Origin of the sequence: Vreelandella aquamarina, assembly GCF_044805175.1 — a bacterium.
Taxonomy (GTDB): domain Bacteria; phylum Pseudomonadota; class Gammaproteobacteria; order Pseudomonadales; family Halomonadaceae; genus Vreelandella; species Vreelandella aquamarina_B.
Genome location: NZ_CP085232.1, coordinates 1,302,064 through 1,319,141, shown reverse-complemented (window position 1 = coordinate 1,319,141; position 17,078 = coordinate 1,302,064). Strand labels below are relative to the sequence as shown.

The following is a 17,078-nucleotide window of genomic DNA, read 5'->3' as shown; positions in this document are numbered from 1 at the left end:
TTTAATTACCTCATTATTTCTCATCAAAACGGCTGAAAAAAAGCCGCCCTCCCACGCAGATCTAGCAAAGCCCGTGGCTTTACTCGCTCAGACAAAAACCCATTTAACTTTTTTATTCAGAAACATAAGCACTTCCAGGGCAGCCGGCGGATGATCCCCCTAAGCCCTTTTGTTGAAGATATTCCTCTTCAAGATCATCTTTTATTCCAATTTTTACTTAAAGATACTTCTATACACTAGGAAGATACATTTTATTACAAATCTACTTTCATTAGCTTCCAGGGTAGGAGTATCACCATGCAGAGTCGCCCTAGCTCCTTACTGCCGATTTGCCTGCTCGCCTGCCTAACCACTAGCGCGGCCTACGGGCAAACTACCACCGATGCGCAGCGCGAAGCACTGGTTATCCAGGCACGCCAAGGAGCTTTGGAAACATCCATCAACGGCTTAAAGACACTGTACCACCAAACACGCGACAACCGCGTGCGTGAAGACTTAGTCGCCCTGCTCGTGCGTGCCTCCCGGAATCAGGAAGCGCTGGCCGTTTGCACCTGGTGCCAAATTGAGGATTACAGCGATTCTGAGCTTACCAACCTGGCCGGGGCCGCCCGTAGCGCGGGTGACTTTAATACATCGCTGGAGATGTTTCGGGCGCTTACCTACCGTGACCCCTCCAACGCACAAGGCTGGCTAGGCCAAGCACTGGTCCATACCGATATGGGCAGCTACACCCTAGCCCAGATTGCCTTGGAGCAGTATAACCAAGTAGCTGGCACCACAACCGCCGGCCTTGAAGCTAAAGGCTACCTTGCCGCACGCACCACTAACGCCATTCAAGAGCTAGATGCCCGACAATCCCTGGTTGCCCAGGACCCCAGCAATACAGGAGAACTTCAAGCACTGTATCGGCTGGCGGTAGGCCTTGGCGCCAGCACCGCGGCACGGCGCATTATGCAGTCCAACCCGGATGTGTTTAGCGAAAGCGACCGCCTCTGGCTCACTTATTATGAAGGGGTTACCGATATTCGCTTGGGCATTCATACAGATGAGCCCTCCAGAACGGCCAACGGTTTGGAGCAACTGAATGTCGTACTGCGTGACCCGCAAACCCCTCAAGAGCTGATGACCGTTGCCGAATATGACAAGGTAGTTGCCCTGGCTGAATTAAGACGCTTTTCCGAAGCGGAGGCCCTGGCAGTTCGGCTTGAAAACCAGCACGGCCAATTGCCAAGTTACGTCATCCGCGCACGCGCCCATGCGCTCAATGGCATGGGCCGCCCACATGAAGCCATCGCGCTCTATGAAAGCCTGATTCGACAGTACCCGGAACAGGCCACCAACCCAGATGACCCGCTTAATGAGGGCCTGTTCTATAGCTACGCCGATGCCCAGCGCTTCCGTGATGCCGACAAGCTATTGCAGGCATGGCGCGCCAAAGAGCCCGAACAGCGGTTGGATTTCACCCGCACCTTACGCATCGAAAACCCCAACTACCAAAAAGTACTGCTGCTGGAAGTATTGCTAGAGGCTTGGCGAGGTCGCCCGGAAGATGCCATTGAGCAGTTATCGACCTATCAGGCACAAGCGCCCGGCGAACCTTATTTGTGGATTGTACAAGGCGATATCGAACGCGATAGAGGCCTGCCAAGAAAGGCCGAGGAGTCATTCTTACAGGCCATTCCGCTGCTGCCCCCAGACCGTCAAGAAGTGGCTGAACACGGCATTCTGCTCTCCCGCTTACAGCGTGGCCAATGGCGCGGCACTACGAATGAAGTTGTTCGGGAATTAGTGGAAGCTCGGCCAAGTGCTTCGCGGGATGATATGGCAAGGGAGTGGCAGGAAATGCGTGCCCCCCAGCTAAGCAGCCGGTTCGAGCGTAGCAAGGGCCAGGGGAGTGGCACCCAAGCCTCGCGCGAGTGGCGCTATGAAGTGCTTCTGGAAGGGCCACGTAACAGCAGCGGCTCCCGCCCTTTCGCACAGCGTATCGGCCAGTTCGGAGAGTTTGAGGATGACAACCTCTATGCCTCGTACAACATAGCGGGCTACGAATGGAACCTGTATCCCGCCACGGTCACCCTGGCAGCGGGCCACGGCTCACAGCTGAACGAAGATTTTCTCGCGCTGGCCGAGCTCAAGTACGCCCACAACGACCACGCCACAACGACGCTGGGTGTCGAAATGAACACCACCGACACTCCTCTGCGCGCCTTGCAGGATGGCGTTAACGCCGACCGTTACCGGGCCGAGTTTGCTTATCGCCGCGATGAGCGCGGCGCGGGGGCTATCGGTCTCATGGCGACCGACTTCGACGACAGCAACCTGCGGCAATCCATTTACGGCTACTGGAACCAAAGTTTTTATCACTTCGACCGCTGGCAAGTTATCGGCGGACTTCAAGCATCCGCATCACGTAACGACGACGTAGAAGCCAGTTACTTCAACCCCAAGCAGGATGCCAGCCTTGCCGGTGTACTAAGCATCGATTATGAGATCCCGCTTGATTACCGCCAGTCTTTTATCCAGTCCTTCTCACTCGGATCAGGACGCTACTGGCAGGAAGATTTCGATAGTGAAAACACCTGGTCGATTGGTTACCAACATCGCTGGGAGTTAGCTCCCACTGTGAATTTCGAGTATGGCATCACCCGCGAGCGAGCCGTTTACGACGGCGTTCCTGAGTATGACAACGTAATTTCAGCTGGCTTTGTATGGAGATTCCTATGACACCCTGGCGCGTCATTGTAATAAGCGCGGTTTTGCTGATGACCTTTATCCAGCAGGCTCAAGCCGCCCGCGCACCGGATGACTACGTGGTGATCAGTTACCACGACGTTGTGGATTCCAGCATCACTCCCGAGTTGGATATCTATTCACAAACCATCACCCGCAGCCGCTTAATTGAGCACTTCAACCTGATTGCCACAAGCGGGTACCACCCCGTCAGCCTGCAGCAGATCATCGACGCCAAAGCAGGCAAAGCACCGCTGCCCGAAAAAGCGGTGCTGCTCACTTTCGATGATGGCTATCGCAGTTTTTACGATATCGTCTTTCCACTGCTCAAGCTTTACAACTTCCCTGCCTTACAAGCCGTGGTGGGTAGCTGGCTGGATACGCCTGCGGGTGGGCGGGTTCCTTACGGCAGTATCACACTCCCCCGGGAACGCTTTCTCAGCTGGGAGCAGGTCAAAGCCCTTGATGAGTCCCCGCTGGTGGAAATTGCCTCCCACTCCTACAACCTGCACTACGGGGTACTAGGCAACCCGATGGGGAACGAGCAAGCCGCTGCCGTTACTAGTATATGGAACCCTCGCAGCGGTTATGAAACCGAGGCAGGCTACCTAGAACGAATACGCAATGATATGGCGCTTACCCAGCAGCGCTTCCAAGAAGAAATTGGAAAAAGCCCGCGTGTCATCGTTTGGCCCTACGGTGCCTACAGTGAAGCAACGCTGAACATTGCCGCCGAATACGGCATGGAATACACCTTCAGCCTGCTCAGCGCCCCTAACCGTCTGGGCGATTCCATGCGTAGTATAAACCGCTACCTGATCGACCAGGAAACCACCCTGGAAACCATTGAAGAGATTCTCTCCAACCGGCTATGGGAGCGCGAAGAGCAACGCATTGTTCACGTTGACCTGGACTACGTGTATGACCCCGACCCCATTCAGCAAGAGCAAAACCTCGACAGGCTGATTGAGCGCATTTCCCGCTACGGCGTCAGTACGGTTTACCTTCAAGCCTATGCCGACCCGGACGGCGACGGCACGACCGATGCTCTCTACTTCCCCAACCGCTACTTGCCGGTTAGGGCAGACCTGTTCAATCGGGTTGCCTGGCAATTAAAGAAACGCGCCAATGTGAAGGTCTACGCCTGGATGCCGGTGCTGGCGTTTGATTTAGGGGATGGGTATCAATATGTCACCGATGTGAGAACCGGCCAAGAAGCGCCAAACCAGTATCGCCGGCTCTCCCCCTATGTTGAAGAGAATCGCCGCATCATTATTGAGATTTACCAGGACCTTGGCCGCCTAACCAAGTTCGATGGGCTGCTGTTCCATGACGACGCCTTCTACACCGACTTTGAGGATGCCAACCCCGCAGCATTAGACGCCTATGCCAGCGCCGACCTGCCTAGGGATATCAACGCTATCCGTAACGACGACAACTTGATGGCAGCCTGGACCCGTTTCAAAGGGGAACACCTAACCGACTTCACCCAAGAGCTGGCCCAAGCGGCTAACTACTACCGTCAGGCAGATAACAAGGTTTTCACCACCTCGCGCAACCTCTATGCCGTGACGGTGATGGAGCCACTCAGCCAGCGTTGGTTTGCTCAGGACATGCAAAACTTTGCCACGGGCTATGACTACGTAGCGGTAATGGCCATGCCCTACATGGAAGAAGCCGACAACCCTAATGAGTGGCTAAGAAGTCTCGCCCGCCGCTCGTTAGCCCAGGTAAGCGCCGACCAATTGGTATTCGAGCTGCAGGCGCAGAACTGGCACACCCAAACCCCCATCCCCAGCAAGGAAATGGCCCAGTGGGTTCGCATACTTCGCGAAGAAGGCATCAAACACATTGGCTACTACCCGGATGATTTCCACAACAACCATCCAGATATCAATGTGATGAGGCCGGTTTTTTCCATCGGACGTCGGTTTAGGGACATCCCATGAACATACTCGACCACCTTGCCATCTTCACGCTTGGCTACCCAAGCCTTATGGCAACGATCTGGATATGCGGCGGTATCTACTTCTACCTGCACTGGGAACGCAAGCAAGCCTGGCCCGCCACCTTCGTCTGGGACGAAAGCGCCCCCAAGGTAACGGTGCTGCTGCCCTGCTACAACGAAGAGGCCAACGTGAATGAAACGGTGCACCACCTCTTCAAGCAGAACTACCCCAACATGGAGGTGATCGCCATTAACGATGGCAGCAAAGATAACACCGCAGAGCGGCTGGCAGCCCTGGTGCAGCAGTACCCCACTCTCAAGGTGCTGAACCAAACCAACCAGGGCAAAGCCAGCGCGATGAACCATGGGCTGAGCCACGCCACCGGCGAGATCATCGTCGGGATTGATGGCGATGCCATCCTTGACTACGACGCCATTGGCTACATGGTTAACCACTTTCTGAGCAGCCCCAAGGTCAGCGGCGTTACCGGCAACCCACGGGTAAGAACCCGTTCGACTGCCATTGGCAAAATCCAGACCGGCGAGTTCTCCGCCATTATCGGCCTGATCAAGCGTGCCCAGCGCATTTACGGGATGGTATTTACCATCTCCGGCGTTATCTGCGCGTTTCGCCGCCATGCGCTGGAGGAGATTGGCGGTTGGAATACCGACATGATCACCGAAGATATTGATGTGAGCTGGCGTCTACAGCTCAAAGGCGGGCAAGTGCGCTACGAACCCAGGGCCATGTGCTGGGTGCTGATGCCGGAAACCCTACGCGGGCTGTTCAAGCAGCGGCTGCGTTGGGCGCAAGGGGGCGGCGAGGTCTTTCTGCGCTACTTCCCACAAACCATCCGCTGGAAAAACAGACGCTTTTGGCTGCTGATGCTGGAGTACATCGTTAGCGTGTTGTGGTGCTACTCAGTAGTCACTCTGCTCATTGCTTGGTTGATCTCGCAATTTACCATGCCAATGGCCTGGCCCATTACCGGCAAGCTGCTCTCCTATTTCGGCAGCATCCTCATCGCCATTAGCTTTATACAGTTTACTGTCAGTTTCTATATCGATAGCCGTTACGACAAAGAGATCTACCGCTGCGTTTATTGGAGCATCTGGTACCCATTCGCCTACTGGATTCTCAATATGGCCACGGTTGTTATCGCCTTCCCTAAAGCCATGCTACGGCAAAAAGGAAGGCACGCCACCTGGACTAGTCCTGACCGAGGGGAGCAATTTAATGAACAATAAACTGGTGTCTGTCATCATCGACAACCCTTACCAGAAAAGCTGGGGGTATCGATCAAGGGATATGCTTATTACCATGATCACGCTAATACTGTGGGGGCTGGTAATGGCAAAGGTATACATGTTCTTCATAGTAGAAGAAGCATTCCTGGAACAACTTTACGGCTCCGTGATGATCAAACTCTTATTGGTGGGTTTCGTCATCACCTTCCTAACCTTTCACTGCTGGGCGGTTTACAACCAATACCTCTATACCAGCTACTTAAAACGCCAGCTGCGCCACTTTCAACAACCAACGCTTGAGCTTGAAAGCGACGATTACACCCAACTCGACCGGGTACTGGCAACCGAGCACACAATCCGCGAACACGAACTCATCGGCACCCCCAGCCAAGCAACTAACTAACCTACCACTCCCCCTTCAAGCCACCACCGCTTGAAGGGGGAACATCCCATCAAGCACCTAACAGCTCCCGAGAAAGGCCGCGGAGAAAGGTCGTAGGAGGGCGCTTCAGCGCGCGATGATCCCGGCACAAAACCCACTACATATCAAACGGTAACAAGCAATCAGCAAAGCATCACCACCTGATCTAAAAGCCAGCCCTATCACTCCCCAAACCGATGCATCTCCGCATTCGACAACACAAAAGAAGAACCCCTTCCCACACCACCCAACGCTGCATCAATCATCGCCTCCGCCACACACCGCACCTCAATCGGCCGTACCGAGCGCGGTAACCAACGCACCGCCGGGGCCAACAGCAAGCTCGCACACTTCAACGATGGCGGTAGGCATGGGTTACCGTTTCCTCATACAATTAATGCCATGTTTCGATACCCACAAACCGCGATTTCACCTCTGCTGAAGGCACCATACAAACATCCCGCTTACCAAAAAGCTTATAACGATTCCGAGCAAATAACTTATAAGCCGCGTCTCTGATCGGCCTGGGCACAATCTTGAGTGCGTAACAGAGCCGCCATGGCCCTTTCAGGTCTTTCGCTATCTCAAGGGCCGCATCTGAGAGAACGTAACACTCATCATTTTTGATAAGCACCAAGGTGTCCATTCCCACATCGTGCACGTTAAAGCGCTGCGTAAGCTCACGCGCCAACTCGCTCTGCATCGGGGTAAATGCAAAGACGCCCTCAGGGTCTCGCTGGATGATGAAATTCACAGCGCCATTGCAGAAGTTGCAAACACCATCGAATATGACGATATGGGGGTTGTTCATAGGCTTCTGAGAGAACTTAGCGTGGAGTGTTGTAAGTTTTTGGAACCGCGAAACGATGAAAACATGGTCCGGCCACAGCGACTGGTGGTACGTTACTCGTAGTGACTCCAGAGCCTGAGAACTTTTACCACTCGCACGTCTTCAAGCACTTGGTAGACCAGACGATGCTGAATGTTGATGCGGCGTGAATAGGCTCCTGCAAGATCACCAACGAGCTTCTCAAACGGAGGCGGCTTGCGCAATGGATCTTCTGCTATCAGCGCTAATAGTTCCTGGGTGTTGGATTTGAGGCCGTTGGCGGCCAACTTCTTGGCATCTTTCTGGGCTTGCTGGGTGTCAACCAACTTCAATGCCTCAGTCAGCCGATTGACTGACTTGTTAAATTTGATTATTCAGCTTGGCCGCTCGCTTTGCTCGTTACGCAGCGCTACGGGGGAATATTATTGGTCGGGTGGCTTTATCATTGCGCGCTGAAGCGCCCTCCCACTCCTGCCATCTCTCACACCTGTCATCTCACTTACCCCGTCACTTCTTACTACTGGCCTTCTCTTGCAAACCCGATTAGCCTGCTAACTCAACCAGTAAGGGATTGAGATGCAAGAGACGACGACGCGGCAGCGCTTGGCGGGGGTGTTGGTGCTGCTGGGGCTTTTGACGCAGATGTTGAGCTTTACCGGGGCGGTGCCGACCGCGCAGGCGGTGAGCTATTTGCTGTGGGCGGCGGTGGCGCTGCTGTGGCGGGATATTCCCAAGCGTTCGCGCATTCAGGCGGGGGTGTTGATTGCCCTTGGCGTGGTGATGCTGGTGGTGGCGCAAACGGTGTATGGCGCGGCAGTAAACTGGCCTGCCATGCTGCAAGGCAACGTGTTTGTGGCGACGATGCTGGTGGGCGTGAGCTTTATTTCGCTGATTGGCACCCAGGGCAATAAGCGCCCGCCGGGTAAGCGGGTCACGGGGGCGGATGGCGTGCTGCGTACTTGGCTGGGAGTGCATTTTCTCGGCACGATTTTGAACCTTTCTACGGTGTTTATGGTGGGCGACCGTTTGGCTCGCCGTGCGCCGTTGACCACGCCGCAATTATTAGCGCTGAACCGTGGGCTGAGCAGCGCCGCCCTCTGGTCGCCTTTCTTTGCTTCCATGGCGGTGGTGATTGCCCTGGTACCGTCGGTGCAGTACGTCCAGATTGCCGTGGTGGGTTTTCCTATCGCCATGCTCTCAGGGCTTTTAACCACTCTAGAGTTGCGGCGGCGGTTTGATTTAAACGAGGTGGATGGCTTTTCGCTGTCGCCCCGCAGCCTGCTCATGCCTGCGGGCATGGCGACATTGGTGATGCTGTTTCACTTCTGGATCACGCCATCGCTTACCATTGTCAGCATTATTACCTTTTTACTGCCAGGGGTGGCGCTGTTAAGCAACCTGCGGGAAGGCCCACGCTTTACCCTGCGGCGCATTCGCCAGCACACCGTTACCCGCCTGCCCGCCATGCGTGGGGAAATTTCGCTGTTTTTAGCGGCGGGGTTATTAACATTAGGGCTTTCGACGCTGGTGGCCGCCGCCGCTGGCGATGAGTGGACGCTGTTTGCCCGCTTTGGCACGTGGCAGGCCATGGCCAGCTTTGCTGCCATTACGCTGAGCGCGCTGGTGGGGCTGCACCCAATTATTGGCGTTTCCGTGCTGGCGTCTATTTTGGATTTAAGCGGTGGCGAGCAAACGCTATTCGCCTTTGTGGCGTTAAGCGCCTGGGCGGTGGGCACCAGCGTTGGGCCGCTTTCCGGTATTAACCTTTCCTTGCAGGGGCGTTATGGGGTGAGCGGTTATCGCATGATGAAAGATAACCTGCCCTACGCGGCGATAATGAGCCTGCTCTCGCTGGGGGCGATCGCAGGCTTGAGCGCTTGGCTAGGTTAAAAATTAGGTTTCGACAATTTTATTGGGGAAGCGGTAGAAGTAGCGGTGGCCGCACTGGTGGCAGGGTTCCAACCGCGAGACTTCGTTCAGCATTACCTGGGCATCGCAGTGTGTGCAGGCCATTAACCCCGGGGCGGCGATTTCGCCTTCGCAGTAGTCGGCGCGGGCGGCTTCTAGGTCGTCCTCGAAGCGTTCGCGGTCTACCACGCTGCGGTCGGCAATGGAGAGCAGTGATTCCGCCACCCGGCGGGAGAGCTGGTCGATATCGACCCCCAGCCAGCTCGCCACCTGCTTGCCGGTATCCGCCATGTAGTAACGCATGTCTTTTAAGTCACGCTCTACCCAGGCGCGCAGCAGCGCCAGCTCGTCTTTGGTGTACTCCTCAAGCTCGGCCTCAAAGGCAACGGCGTCGTCCAAATCCTTTTGCAGATTGTCCCAGGTGAGCTCGTTGGCGCCGCCCTGCATGCGTTCCAACAGGCGCTCGTAGCCTTCGCGGAGGCGGTGATCGTTATGTTTTTCCATGGGTCCTCTCCTTTTATTGCCACAGGTGATGCCTATGATCGGCTAGCCGTTCAAGGATACACCCGCATAGGATACAATCGACGCTACTTATCTGACAGTCGTCATCTATTATTCACTTTGCGCCCTTTTTGGGCGAATGACCCCAAGGCATTGAAAACACCGATGGACGCACATTACAGCCCCCGCGATATTGAACGTGATGCTCAACAGTACTGGGAAAAGCACCAGTGCTTTAAAGCCGTAGAAGACGCCAACCGCGAAAAGTTCTACTGCCTATCCATGTTCCCCTACCCCAGCGGCAAGCTGCATATGGGTCATGTGCGTAATTACACTATCGGCGACGTTGTCTCACGTTTCCAGCGCATGCAGGGTAAAAACGTGATGCAGCCCATGGGCTGGGATGCGTTCGGCATGCCGGCGGAGAATGCCGCGATCCAAAACCAGGTGCCACCCGCCAAGTGGACCTACCAAAACATTGACTACATGCGTAACCAGTTGAAGGCATTGGGCTTTGCCTATGACTGGAGCCGCGAATTCGCCACCTGCGATACCAGCTACTACCGCTGGGAGCAGTGGTTCTTCACTAAGCTGGTTGAAAAGGGCTTGGTGTACAAGAAAATGTCCACGGTGAACTGGGACCCGGTCGACCAAACCGTTCTCGCCAACGAGCAGGTCATCGACGGCTGCGGCTGGCGTTCCGGCGCGCCGGTAGAGCGCAAAGAGATCCCGCTGTGGTTCTTGAAGATTACCGACTACGCCGATGAGCTGCTGGCGGATCTGGATAACGTTGAGTGGCCCGAGCAGGTCAAAACCATGCAGCGCAACTGGATTGGTAAATCCCGTGGCGTCGAGCTGAGCTTTGATATTAAAGCCGCCGACGGCAGCGCCTGCGAGCCGCTCTCGGTCTACACCACCCGCCCGGATACGCTGATGGGCGTGACCTACGTGGCCGTGGCCGCTGGCCACCCGCTGGCCAAACAAGCCGCCGAGCAGAGCAGCGAGCTAGCGGCGTTCTGTGAAGAGTGCGCCAAAGGCGGCACCTCTGAAGCGGAAATGGCCACCAAAGAGAAGCTGGGCATGGCCACGGGCCATAAAGCCATTCATCCGCTCACCGGCGATGAAGTACCGGTATATGTCGCCAACTTCGTACTGATGGAGTTCGGCACCGGGGCGGTGATGGCCGTACCCGCCCACGACCAGCGCGATTGGGAGTTTGCTACCAAGTACGGCATCGAACTGAAGCCTGTGGTGGCAGACGAAAACGGCAACACGCCGGATATCTCCGAAAGCGCTTATGTCGAGCACGGCACGCTGATTAATTCCGGCGAATTTGATGGCCTGGAATTCCAAGCGGCATTCGATGCCATTGCCGCCAAGCTGGCCGAACTTGGCCGTGGCGAAGTGAAAACCAACTACCGCCTGCGCGATTGGGGGATTGCCCGCCAACGCTACTGGGGCGCGCCGATTCCGGTGAAGTACGGCCCGGAAGGTCAAACCGTACCGCTTTCCGATGACGAGCTGCCCGTCGCGCTGCCCATGGAAGTCACCGTAGATGCTTCCGGCTCGCCGCTGAAGAAGATGCCGGAGTTCTCCGAACTGGGCGATGGCTGGGTGCGTGAAACCGATACCTTCGACACCTTTATGGAGTCCTCCTGGTACTTCGCCCGCTTCTGCTGTGCGGATAACCACGAAGCCATGCTGGATGAGCGCGCCAACTACTGGCTGCCGGTGGACCTCTACATTGGCGGTATTGAGCACGCCATTCTGCATCTGCTCTACGCCCGCTTCTTCCACAAGCTGCTACGCGATTTCGGCATGGTCGATTCCGACGAGCCGTTCCAGCAGCTGCTCACCCAAGGCATGGTGATCGCGGAAACTTTCTACCGCATTAAAGAGAACGGCGGTAAAGAGTGGTTTAACCCCGCCGATGTGGAAGTGAAGCGCGACGAGAAAGGCCGCCCGCTGAGCGCCGTACTGATGAGCGACGGCCAGCCCGTTGAGATGGGCGGCATCGAGAAGATGTCCAAGTCGAAGAACAACGGCGTGGACCCGCAGTCGATGATCGACAAGTTCGGTGCCGACACCGTGCGCCTATTCATGATGTTTGCAGCCCCCCCCGAGCAGTCGCTGGAGTGGTCCGATTCCGGCGTCGAGGGCGCGCACCGTTTCCTGAAGCGCATCTGGCGTCAGGTGAGCGAGCACCTGGAAGCGGGCACTCCTGGCACGCTGAACATCGATGCACTCAACGACGACCAGAAATCGCTGCGCCGCAAAACCCACGAAACCATCAAGAAAGCCAGCGACGACATTGGCCGCCGTACCACCTTCAACACCGCCATTGCCGCCGTGATGGAGCTTTCTAACGCGGTCGCCAAGTTCGACGATACCTCTGAACTGGGCCTGGCGGTCAGCCGTGAAGCGCTGGAAGCCTGCGTTCTGCTACTGGCCCCGATTACCCCGCACCTTTGCCACACCCTGTGGCAGCAGCTGGGCCATGAGCAGCCCGCCATTGAAGCCCAGTGGCCGACAGTAGACGAAGCCGCCCTGACCCGCGACAGCATCGAGCTGGTGGTGCAGGTGAACGGTAAACTGCGCGCCCGTCTGGAAGCCCCGGCCAGCGCCGACAAAGCCGCCATCGAGCAACTGGCGATGGAGAACGAAAACGTCCAGCGCCATTTGGAAGGCAAAACGGTCCGTAAAGTGATCGTGGTGCCCGGCAAGCTGGTGAACATTGTGGTGAGTGGATGAAGCCAGCCCAACCCATAACGCGCCGTCGTTTCCTCGCGCTTAGCACCGCCGCCTCAGCGGCGGTGCTGCTCAGCGGCTGTGGATTCCACCTGCGCGGCACGGAATCCATGCCGCGCCTGCCCGCCCTTGCCTTGGAGGGCGACGATAATAGCGCCCTTGCCCAGCAGCTTCGCACCCGCCTGCAGCAGTTAGGCACCGAGGTAGAAAGCGGCGCGCCCTGGCGCGTCACTCTGGGCACGCCTTCGCTACAAGAGCGGCGCATTGGCACCGATGGCCGCGCCAGCCGCGAACACGAGCTAACGCTGAGCACTACGCTCTCTGTTCAGCAACGGGAAACTAACGCTTACGCGCTGAATAACGCAACGCTGGCCACCAGCACGCGGATTCGGGTAAGCGATGATGACCTACTAAACCGCGAGACGCTGTTCCAAGAGGCCGAGCAGACGCTCACCCGTCAGCTTGCCCAGCGTATTGTAGAGCGCCTAGCCAATCTTGAGGCGCTGCGGTGAAGGTATTTGCCGACCAATTGCCTGCCGCCCTAGCCAAAAAGTTGCCCAAAGCGGTAATTGTGGCAGGCGATGAACCACTGCAGCACCGTGATGCTTGCGACGCGGTGCGCGCCGCCGCTCGCCAAGCGGGTATCGAAGAGCGAGAAGTGCTGGATGTGGAGCCTAACTTTGCCTGGGGGCGGCTCTTGGAAACCGCCAGCAACCTTTCGCTGTTTGCCTCCAACAAGCTATTGGAGCTGCGCTTGGGCAATCAGAAGCTGGGGCAGGAAGGCACCAAAGCGCTGGCCCAATATGCAGAAATGATGGATGGCAGCGACGACTTGCTGCTAATCAGCATGGGCAAGCTGGATGCCAAGCAACAAAAAAGCGCCTGGTTTAAAGCGCTGGATAAGCACGGGCTGTTTGTACCCGTGTGGCCCGTGGATGCCTCGCGCCTGGGTTACTGGCTTCGGGACAGGGCCTCCCTTCACGGCCTGCAGATTGACCTGGAAGCGGCACGGCTGCTGGGTGAGCGCACCGAGGGCAACCTGCTTGCCGCCGACCAGGAACTTCAAAAGCTGGCGCTGATCCACCCAGCCAATACCCGGCTCGGCGTGGAGAGCATTGCTCAGGGCGTTGAGGATAGCACCCGCTTCGACGTGTTCAACCTAGCGGATGCCTGCTTGAAAGGCGAACCTAGCCGCGCCTCGCGGATTGTGAATGGCCTGAAAAGCGAAGGCGTCGAAGCGCCGATTGTACTGTGGGCGCTTACCCGCGAGCTGCGCACCCTGCTCTCGCTGCATCAGCATTTGGACCAGGGCCAGAGCTTTGAGCACGCCTGTAAAACACAAAAGCCGATGATTTTTGATAAACGCCGTCCAGCCTATCAAAAAGCCATTAGTCGCCTCTCGATGAAACGGTTACACAAACTGCTGCTGATGGCGCAACGCCTGGACTTAGCGGTTAAAGGAGCATCCCCCGTGCCGCTGTGGCCAGGGCTACACGACCTCGCTATGACCATGGCCGGTGGCAAGGGCATTCTTGCAGAGACTCCCTGGACCTATCGCATTAGTGCAAATAATTAGCACTTTGCATTTTCATCTTAAAACCACTTCTGTTTGTTTCTATACTGAATCACTAGGCTATGATTGGCCTGCCACCCCACAAAAAGTCTAAGGATGAAGACGATGAAAACAACAGTGCGTGCTTACCTCTCGGCCCTTTTGATTGCTGTATTAGTGGTGTCCAGCCTGCCCGTTGTAGCAGCACCTACCGCCCCGCAAAACATGGACTTGGTATCGACGCAGTCTGTTTTAGCAGGCGACCGTGCCGGGGCCGACCGCGAGCGAATCTATGAAATTCTCGCCCGTGCCGATGTGCAGGATCAGTTGCTAAAGCAGGGTGTTAGCCCTGCTGATGTTGAAGCGCGTGTCGCAGCTCTTAGCGATGCCGAAGCGCGACAAATGGCCGAACAGCTTGAGCAGCTTCCCGCCGGTGCCGGTGTGGTAGGTGCGCTGTTCGCGGTCTTTGTGATTCTGCTGGTAACGGATATTCTCGGTCTGACCGATGTTTACCCGTTCACTCGCTAACTCGTCGGCAGTGATGAACCGCTCCGTCAACGCCAGCTCTGCGGGCGTTTTAGTGTTGAGCCTACTGCTCTTGCTACTCACCGGCTGCGCCCGCAGCCCGGTGCTGCTTGAGAGCACCAAAGCCAGCCTAACACCACAAATCGAGCTGACCGAGGTACCATTTTTCGCCCAAACTGAGTACCAGTGCGGCCCCGCTACTCTAGCGATGGTGCTGAACCACCAAGGCGTGGATGCCAGCCTGGACGAGCTGATTCCTCAGGTATTTTTACCAGGGCGTGACGGCAGCGTTCAGCCGGAAATGCTGGCCACCGTGCGCCGCTACGAGCAGTTGGCGATTCCTATTCGCGGCACTATGGATGCGCTGCTCACTCACCTGGAAGCTGGCGACCCGGTGGTGGTGATGCAAAACCTTGCCCTGCCCGCTTTCCCCATGTGGCACTACGCGGTGGCGATTGGCTTTGATCTGCCCAACGAGACACTGATACTGCGTAGCGGTGAAATCGAGCGGCATACTATGTCGTTTAGCCGATTCGATGCCACTTGGGCACGCACTGAGCGCTGGGGGTTTGTGGTCAGCGACCCAGGCAGCTTGCCGGAGGGCGTGACCGCTCGCAACGCCTTGGAAGCCATTAGCGCCTTTGAGGAGCAGTACGGACCCAGCGCAACCCTGAGTAGCTGGCAGGCATTTGCCGAGCACTTCCCGCAGAGCCCTTTGGGGCAGTTTGCACTGGGCAATGCGCTCTATGCTACGGAGCAGCCCCAAGCGGCTCTAGCTGCCTTCGAGTCCGCTACGCAGCTTAACCCGCAAATGGGCGCCGCGTGGCTTAACCTAGCCATTTTGCAGCTTCAGCAAGAGGATAGCGCTGCCGCCAGGGAGTCCCTCACCCAAGCCGCCTCACTGGAAGGTGAATGGCAGCCCCGCGCTCAGCAACTTTTGGAGTCGCTGTGAAGCAGGCCTAAAGAGCATTGCGGTAAAACAGCAACAGGGGCTGCTGAAAATACTATTCAAAATACTTATTCGGTGAAGCTTGGCAAGCGCTAGTGGAAGGGAGCTTCAGCTCGCGACGGGGCTTGGCCAGGGCGCCTGACGGCACCATTCGCCCGCTAAAGCGGCCTCCCACCGATACTTACCAAGCGGGCAGGCACATCCTTTAAATGACAAGCATTAGGACGGCCCGCCGTGGCCGCTTAAAAAACGCGGTTCAGACCATTTTGCGCCGCGACACGGTAGGCTTCGGCCATGGTCGGGTAGTTGAAGGTGGTGTTAACGAAGTACTTCAGCGTGTTCGCCTCCCCCTTCTGCTGCATAATCGCTTGACCGATATGCAAAATTTCGGAGGCCTGGTCACCAAAGCAGTGGATACCGAGAATCTCCAGGGTTTCCTGGTGGAACAGAATCTTGAGCATCCCGACCGTATCGCCGGTAATCTGCGCGCGGGCGGTATCCTTGAAAAACGCCTTCCCCACCTCGTAAGGCACTTTAGCCTCGGTAAGCTCGCGTTCGTTGGGGCCAAAGGAGCTGATCTCGGGAATGGTATAAATCCCGGTCGGGACATCGCTGACAAAGCGATACTCTTTTTCCAGCAGCTCGTTGCAGGAGTTTAGGCCCTGGTCATAGGCAGCGCTGGCAAGGCTGGGCCAGCCAATCACGTCGCCTGCGGCGTAGATATGCGGAATCGCCGTGCGGTAGTGCTCATCTACGCTTAGCTGGCCGCGGCCATTGGCTTCCAAACCGATGTTCTCCAACCCTAAGCTGTCGGTGTTGCCGGTACGGCCGTTGGCCCAGAGGAATGCATCGGCGCGGATCTTCTTACCGGATTTCAGGCGTACCACCACGCCAGATTCATCCCCTTCCACGCTTTCATACTCTTCATTATGGCGAATAAGCACACCATGCTTACGCAGGTGGTAAGAGAGCGCGTCGCTGATTTCATCGTCAAGAAACGACAGCAAACTATCACGATTGTTGATCAGGTCGACTTTTACGCCCAACCCCGAGAAGATAGAAGCGTATTCACAGCCAATAACACCGGCACCAAAGATAATTAATGTACGCGGCGTATGGGAAAGGCTCAGAATGGTGTCGGAGCAGTAGATACGCGGGTGGCGGAAGTTAATATCCGCCGGACGATAGGGGCGCGAGCCGGTGGCAATCACCACTTTCTTGGCGACCAGCTCCTCCATTCCTTCCTGGCGATCACGGACAACAACGGTATGCTCGTCCTTAAAGCGGGCTACGCCGTGGAACAAGTCAATACGGTTACGCGCATAGAAAGTAGTGCGCATTTCGACCTGTTTATCAATCGTGCCGCGGGAGCGCTCCATTACTTTCGGGAACGAGAACCAGCGCGGCTCACCGATATCGCGGAACATGCGGTTAGTATTGAACGCCATGATCTGCTTCACCTGATGGCGCAGCGCTTTTGAAGGAATGGTGCCCCAGTGGGTGCAATTACCGCCTACCTGGACCTGCTTCTCAATAATTGCCACCCGCATACCGTGCTTGGCAGCATTGATGGCAGCGCTTTCTCCGGCTGGGCCGGTACCGATAACCACGACATCATAATTGTGAACCGCCATACGGTTTGGATCTCCTTGTTCCCTTTACGTCATCAATTTAACAGCACATACGCAAACGCCCGCTGTGTAGAGCGAGCGTTTAAGG

14 protein-coding genes are annotated in these 17,078 nt (G+C 56.4%); 10 read left to right on the top strand and 4 right to left on the bottom strand.

Annotated elements, in window-relative coordinates:
* Positions 1–297 precede the first annotated feature (297 nt).
* Genes pgaA through LG300_RS06140 form a run of 4 tightly spaced genes read left to right on the top strand, consistent with a single transcriptional unit; the run spans position 298 to position 6,329 of the window.
* Positions 298–2,724, top strand: coding sequence for a poly-beta-1,6 N-acetyl-D-glucosamine export porin PgaA (gene pgaA / locus LG300_RS06155; RefSeq protein ID WP_404377519.1), 2,427 nt, complete (start codon positions 298–300; stop codon positions 2,722–2,724).
* Complete coding sequence (pgaB, locus tag LG300_RS06150) at positions 2,721–4,679, top strand: poly-beta-1,6-N-acetyl-D-glucosamine N-deacetylase PgaB (protein ID WP_404377518.1); 1,959 nt, start codon at positions 2,721–2,723, stop codon at positions 4,677–4,679. The genes pgaA and pgaB overlap by 4 nt, the downstream gene beginning before the upstream one ends.
* Positions 4,676–5,926 (top strand): poly-beta-1,6-N-acetyl-D-glucosamine synthase, encoded by a 1,251-nt coding sequence (gene pgaC / locus LG300_RS06145; RefSeq protein WP_404377517.1) that lies wholly within the window; start codon positions 4,676–4,678, stop codon positions 5,924–5,926. The genes pgaB and pgaC overlap by 4 nt, the downstream gene beginning before the upstream one ends.
* A complete protein-coding gene (locus LG300_RS06140) occupies positions 5,916–6,329 on the top strand; it encodes a hypothetical protein (protein ID WP_404377516.1) in 414 nt (137 codons plus the stop codon). Before pgaC ends, LG300_RS06140 begins: the two co-directional genes overlap by 11 nt.
* 412 nt (positions 6,330–6,741) lie before the next feature.
* Here the strand turns inward: LG300_RS06140 and LG300_RS06135 are convergent, their stop codons facing one another.
* Both LG300_RS06135 and LG300_RS06130 read right to left on the bottom strand, forming a co-directional pair.
* Complete coding sequence (locus tag LG300_RS06135; RefSeq protein ID WP_404377515.1) at positions 6,742–7,158, bottom strand: thiol-disulfide oxidoreductase DCC family protein; 417 nt, start codon at positions 7,156–7,158, stop codon at positions 6,742–6,744.
* Between the two features lie 92 nt (positions 7,159–7,250).
* A complete protein-coding gene (locus LG300_RS06130) occupies positions 7,251–7,508 on the bottom strand; it encodes a Txe/YoeB family addiction module toxin (RefSeq protein ID WP_404377514.1) in 258 nt (85 codons plus the stop codon).
* Positions 7,509–7,752: 244 nt separating this feature from the next.
* Here LG300_RS06130 and LG300_RS06125 point away from each other — a divergent pair, with 244 nt between their 5' ends.
* Entirely contained in the window at positions 7,753–9,066 is a 1,314-nt protein-coding gene (locus LG300_RS06125; protein WP_404377512.1) for a hypothetical protein, read from the top strand.
* 3 nt (positions 9,067–9,069) lie between these two features.
* On the opposite strand, the gene LG300_RS06120 is transcribed toward LG300_RS06125, so the two are convergent.
* The gene (locus LG300_RS06120; RefSeq protein ID WP_083026401.1) at positions 9,070–9,588 is read right to left on the bottom strand and encodes a zinc ribbon-containing protein; all 519 of its coding nucleotides are present in this window, start codon (positions 9,586–9,588) and stop codon (positions 9,070–9,072) included.
* 162 nt (positions 9,589–9,750) lie between these two features.
* Here LG300_RS06120 and leuS point away from each other — a divergent pair, with 162 nt between their 5' ends.
* The 5 genes from leuS (at position 9,751) to LG300_RS06095 (ending at position 15,362) form a co-directional block, all read left to right on the top strand.
* Positions 9,751–12,336, top strand: a complete 2,586-nt coding sequence (gene leuS / locus LG300_RS06115; protein WP_404377511.1) for a leucine--tRNA ligase — start codon at positions 9,751–9,753, stop codon at positions 12,334–12,336.
* A gap of 14 nt (positions 12,337–12,350) precedes the next feature.
* The gene (lptE, locus tag LG300_RS06110) at positions 12,351–12,845 is read left to right on the top strand and encodes an LPS assembly lipoprotein LptE (RefSeq protein WP_404377999.1); all 495 of its coding nucleotides are present in this window, start codon (positions 12,351–12,353) and stop codon (positions 12,843–12,845) included.
* Positions 12,842–13,909, top strand: coding sequence for a DNA polymerase III subunit delta (holA, locus tag LG300_RS06105; RefSeq protein ID WP_404377509.1), 1,068 nt, complete (start codon positions 12,842–12,844; stop codon positions 13,907–13,909). The genes lptE and holA overlap by 4 nt, the downstream gene beginning before the upstream one ends.
* A gap of 102 nt (positions 13,910–14,011) precedes the next feature.
* Positions 14,012–14,413: a PA2779 family protein gene (locus LG300_RS06100; RefSeq protein ID WP_404377508.1), complete on the top strand. Its 402-nt coding sequence runs from the start codon at positions 14,012–14,014 to the stop codon at positions 14,411–14,413.
* On the top strand, positions 14,391–15,362 hold the full coding sequence (locus tag LG300_RS06095; RefSeq protein WP_404377507.1) for a PA2778 family cysteine peptidase: 972 nt from the start codon (positions 14,391–14,393) through the stop codon (positions 15,360–15,362). Before LG300_RS06100 ends, LG300_RS06095 begins: the two co-directional genes overlap by 23 nt.
* A 239-nt stretch (positions 15,363–15,601) precedes the next feature.
* Here LG300_RS06095 and sthA read toward each other — a convergent pair whose 3' ends face one another.
* A complete protein-coding gene (gene sthA / locus LG300_RS06090; protein WP_404377506.1) occupies positions 15,602–16,993 on the bottom strand; it encodes a Si-specific NAD(P)(+) transhydrogenase in 1,392 nt (463 codons plus the stop codon).
* Positions 16,994–17,078: the final 85 nt, after the last annotated feature.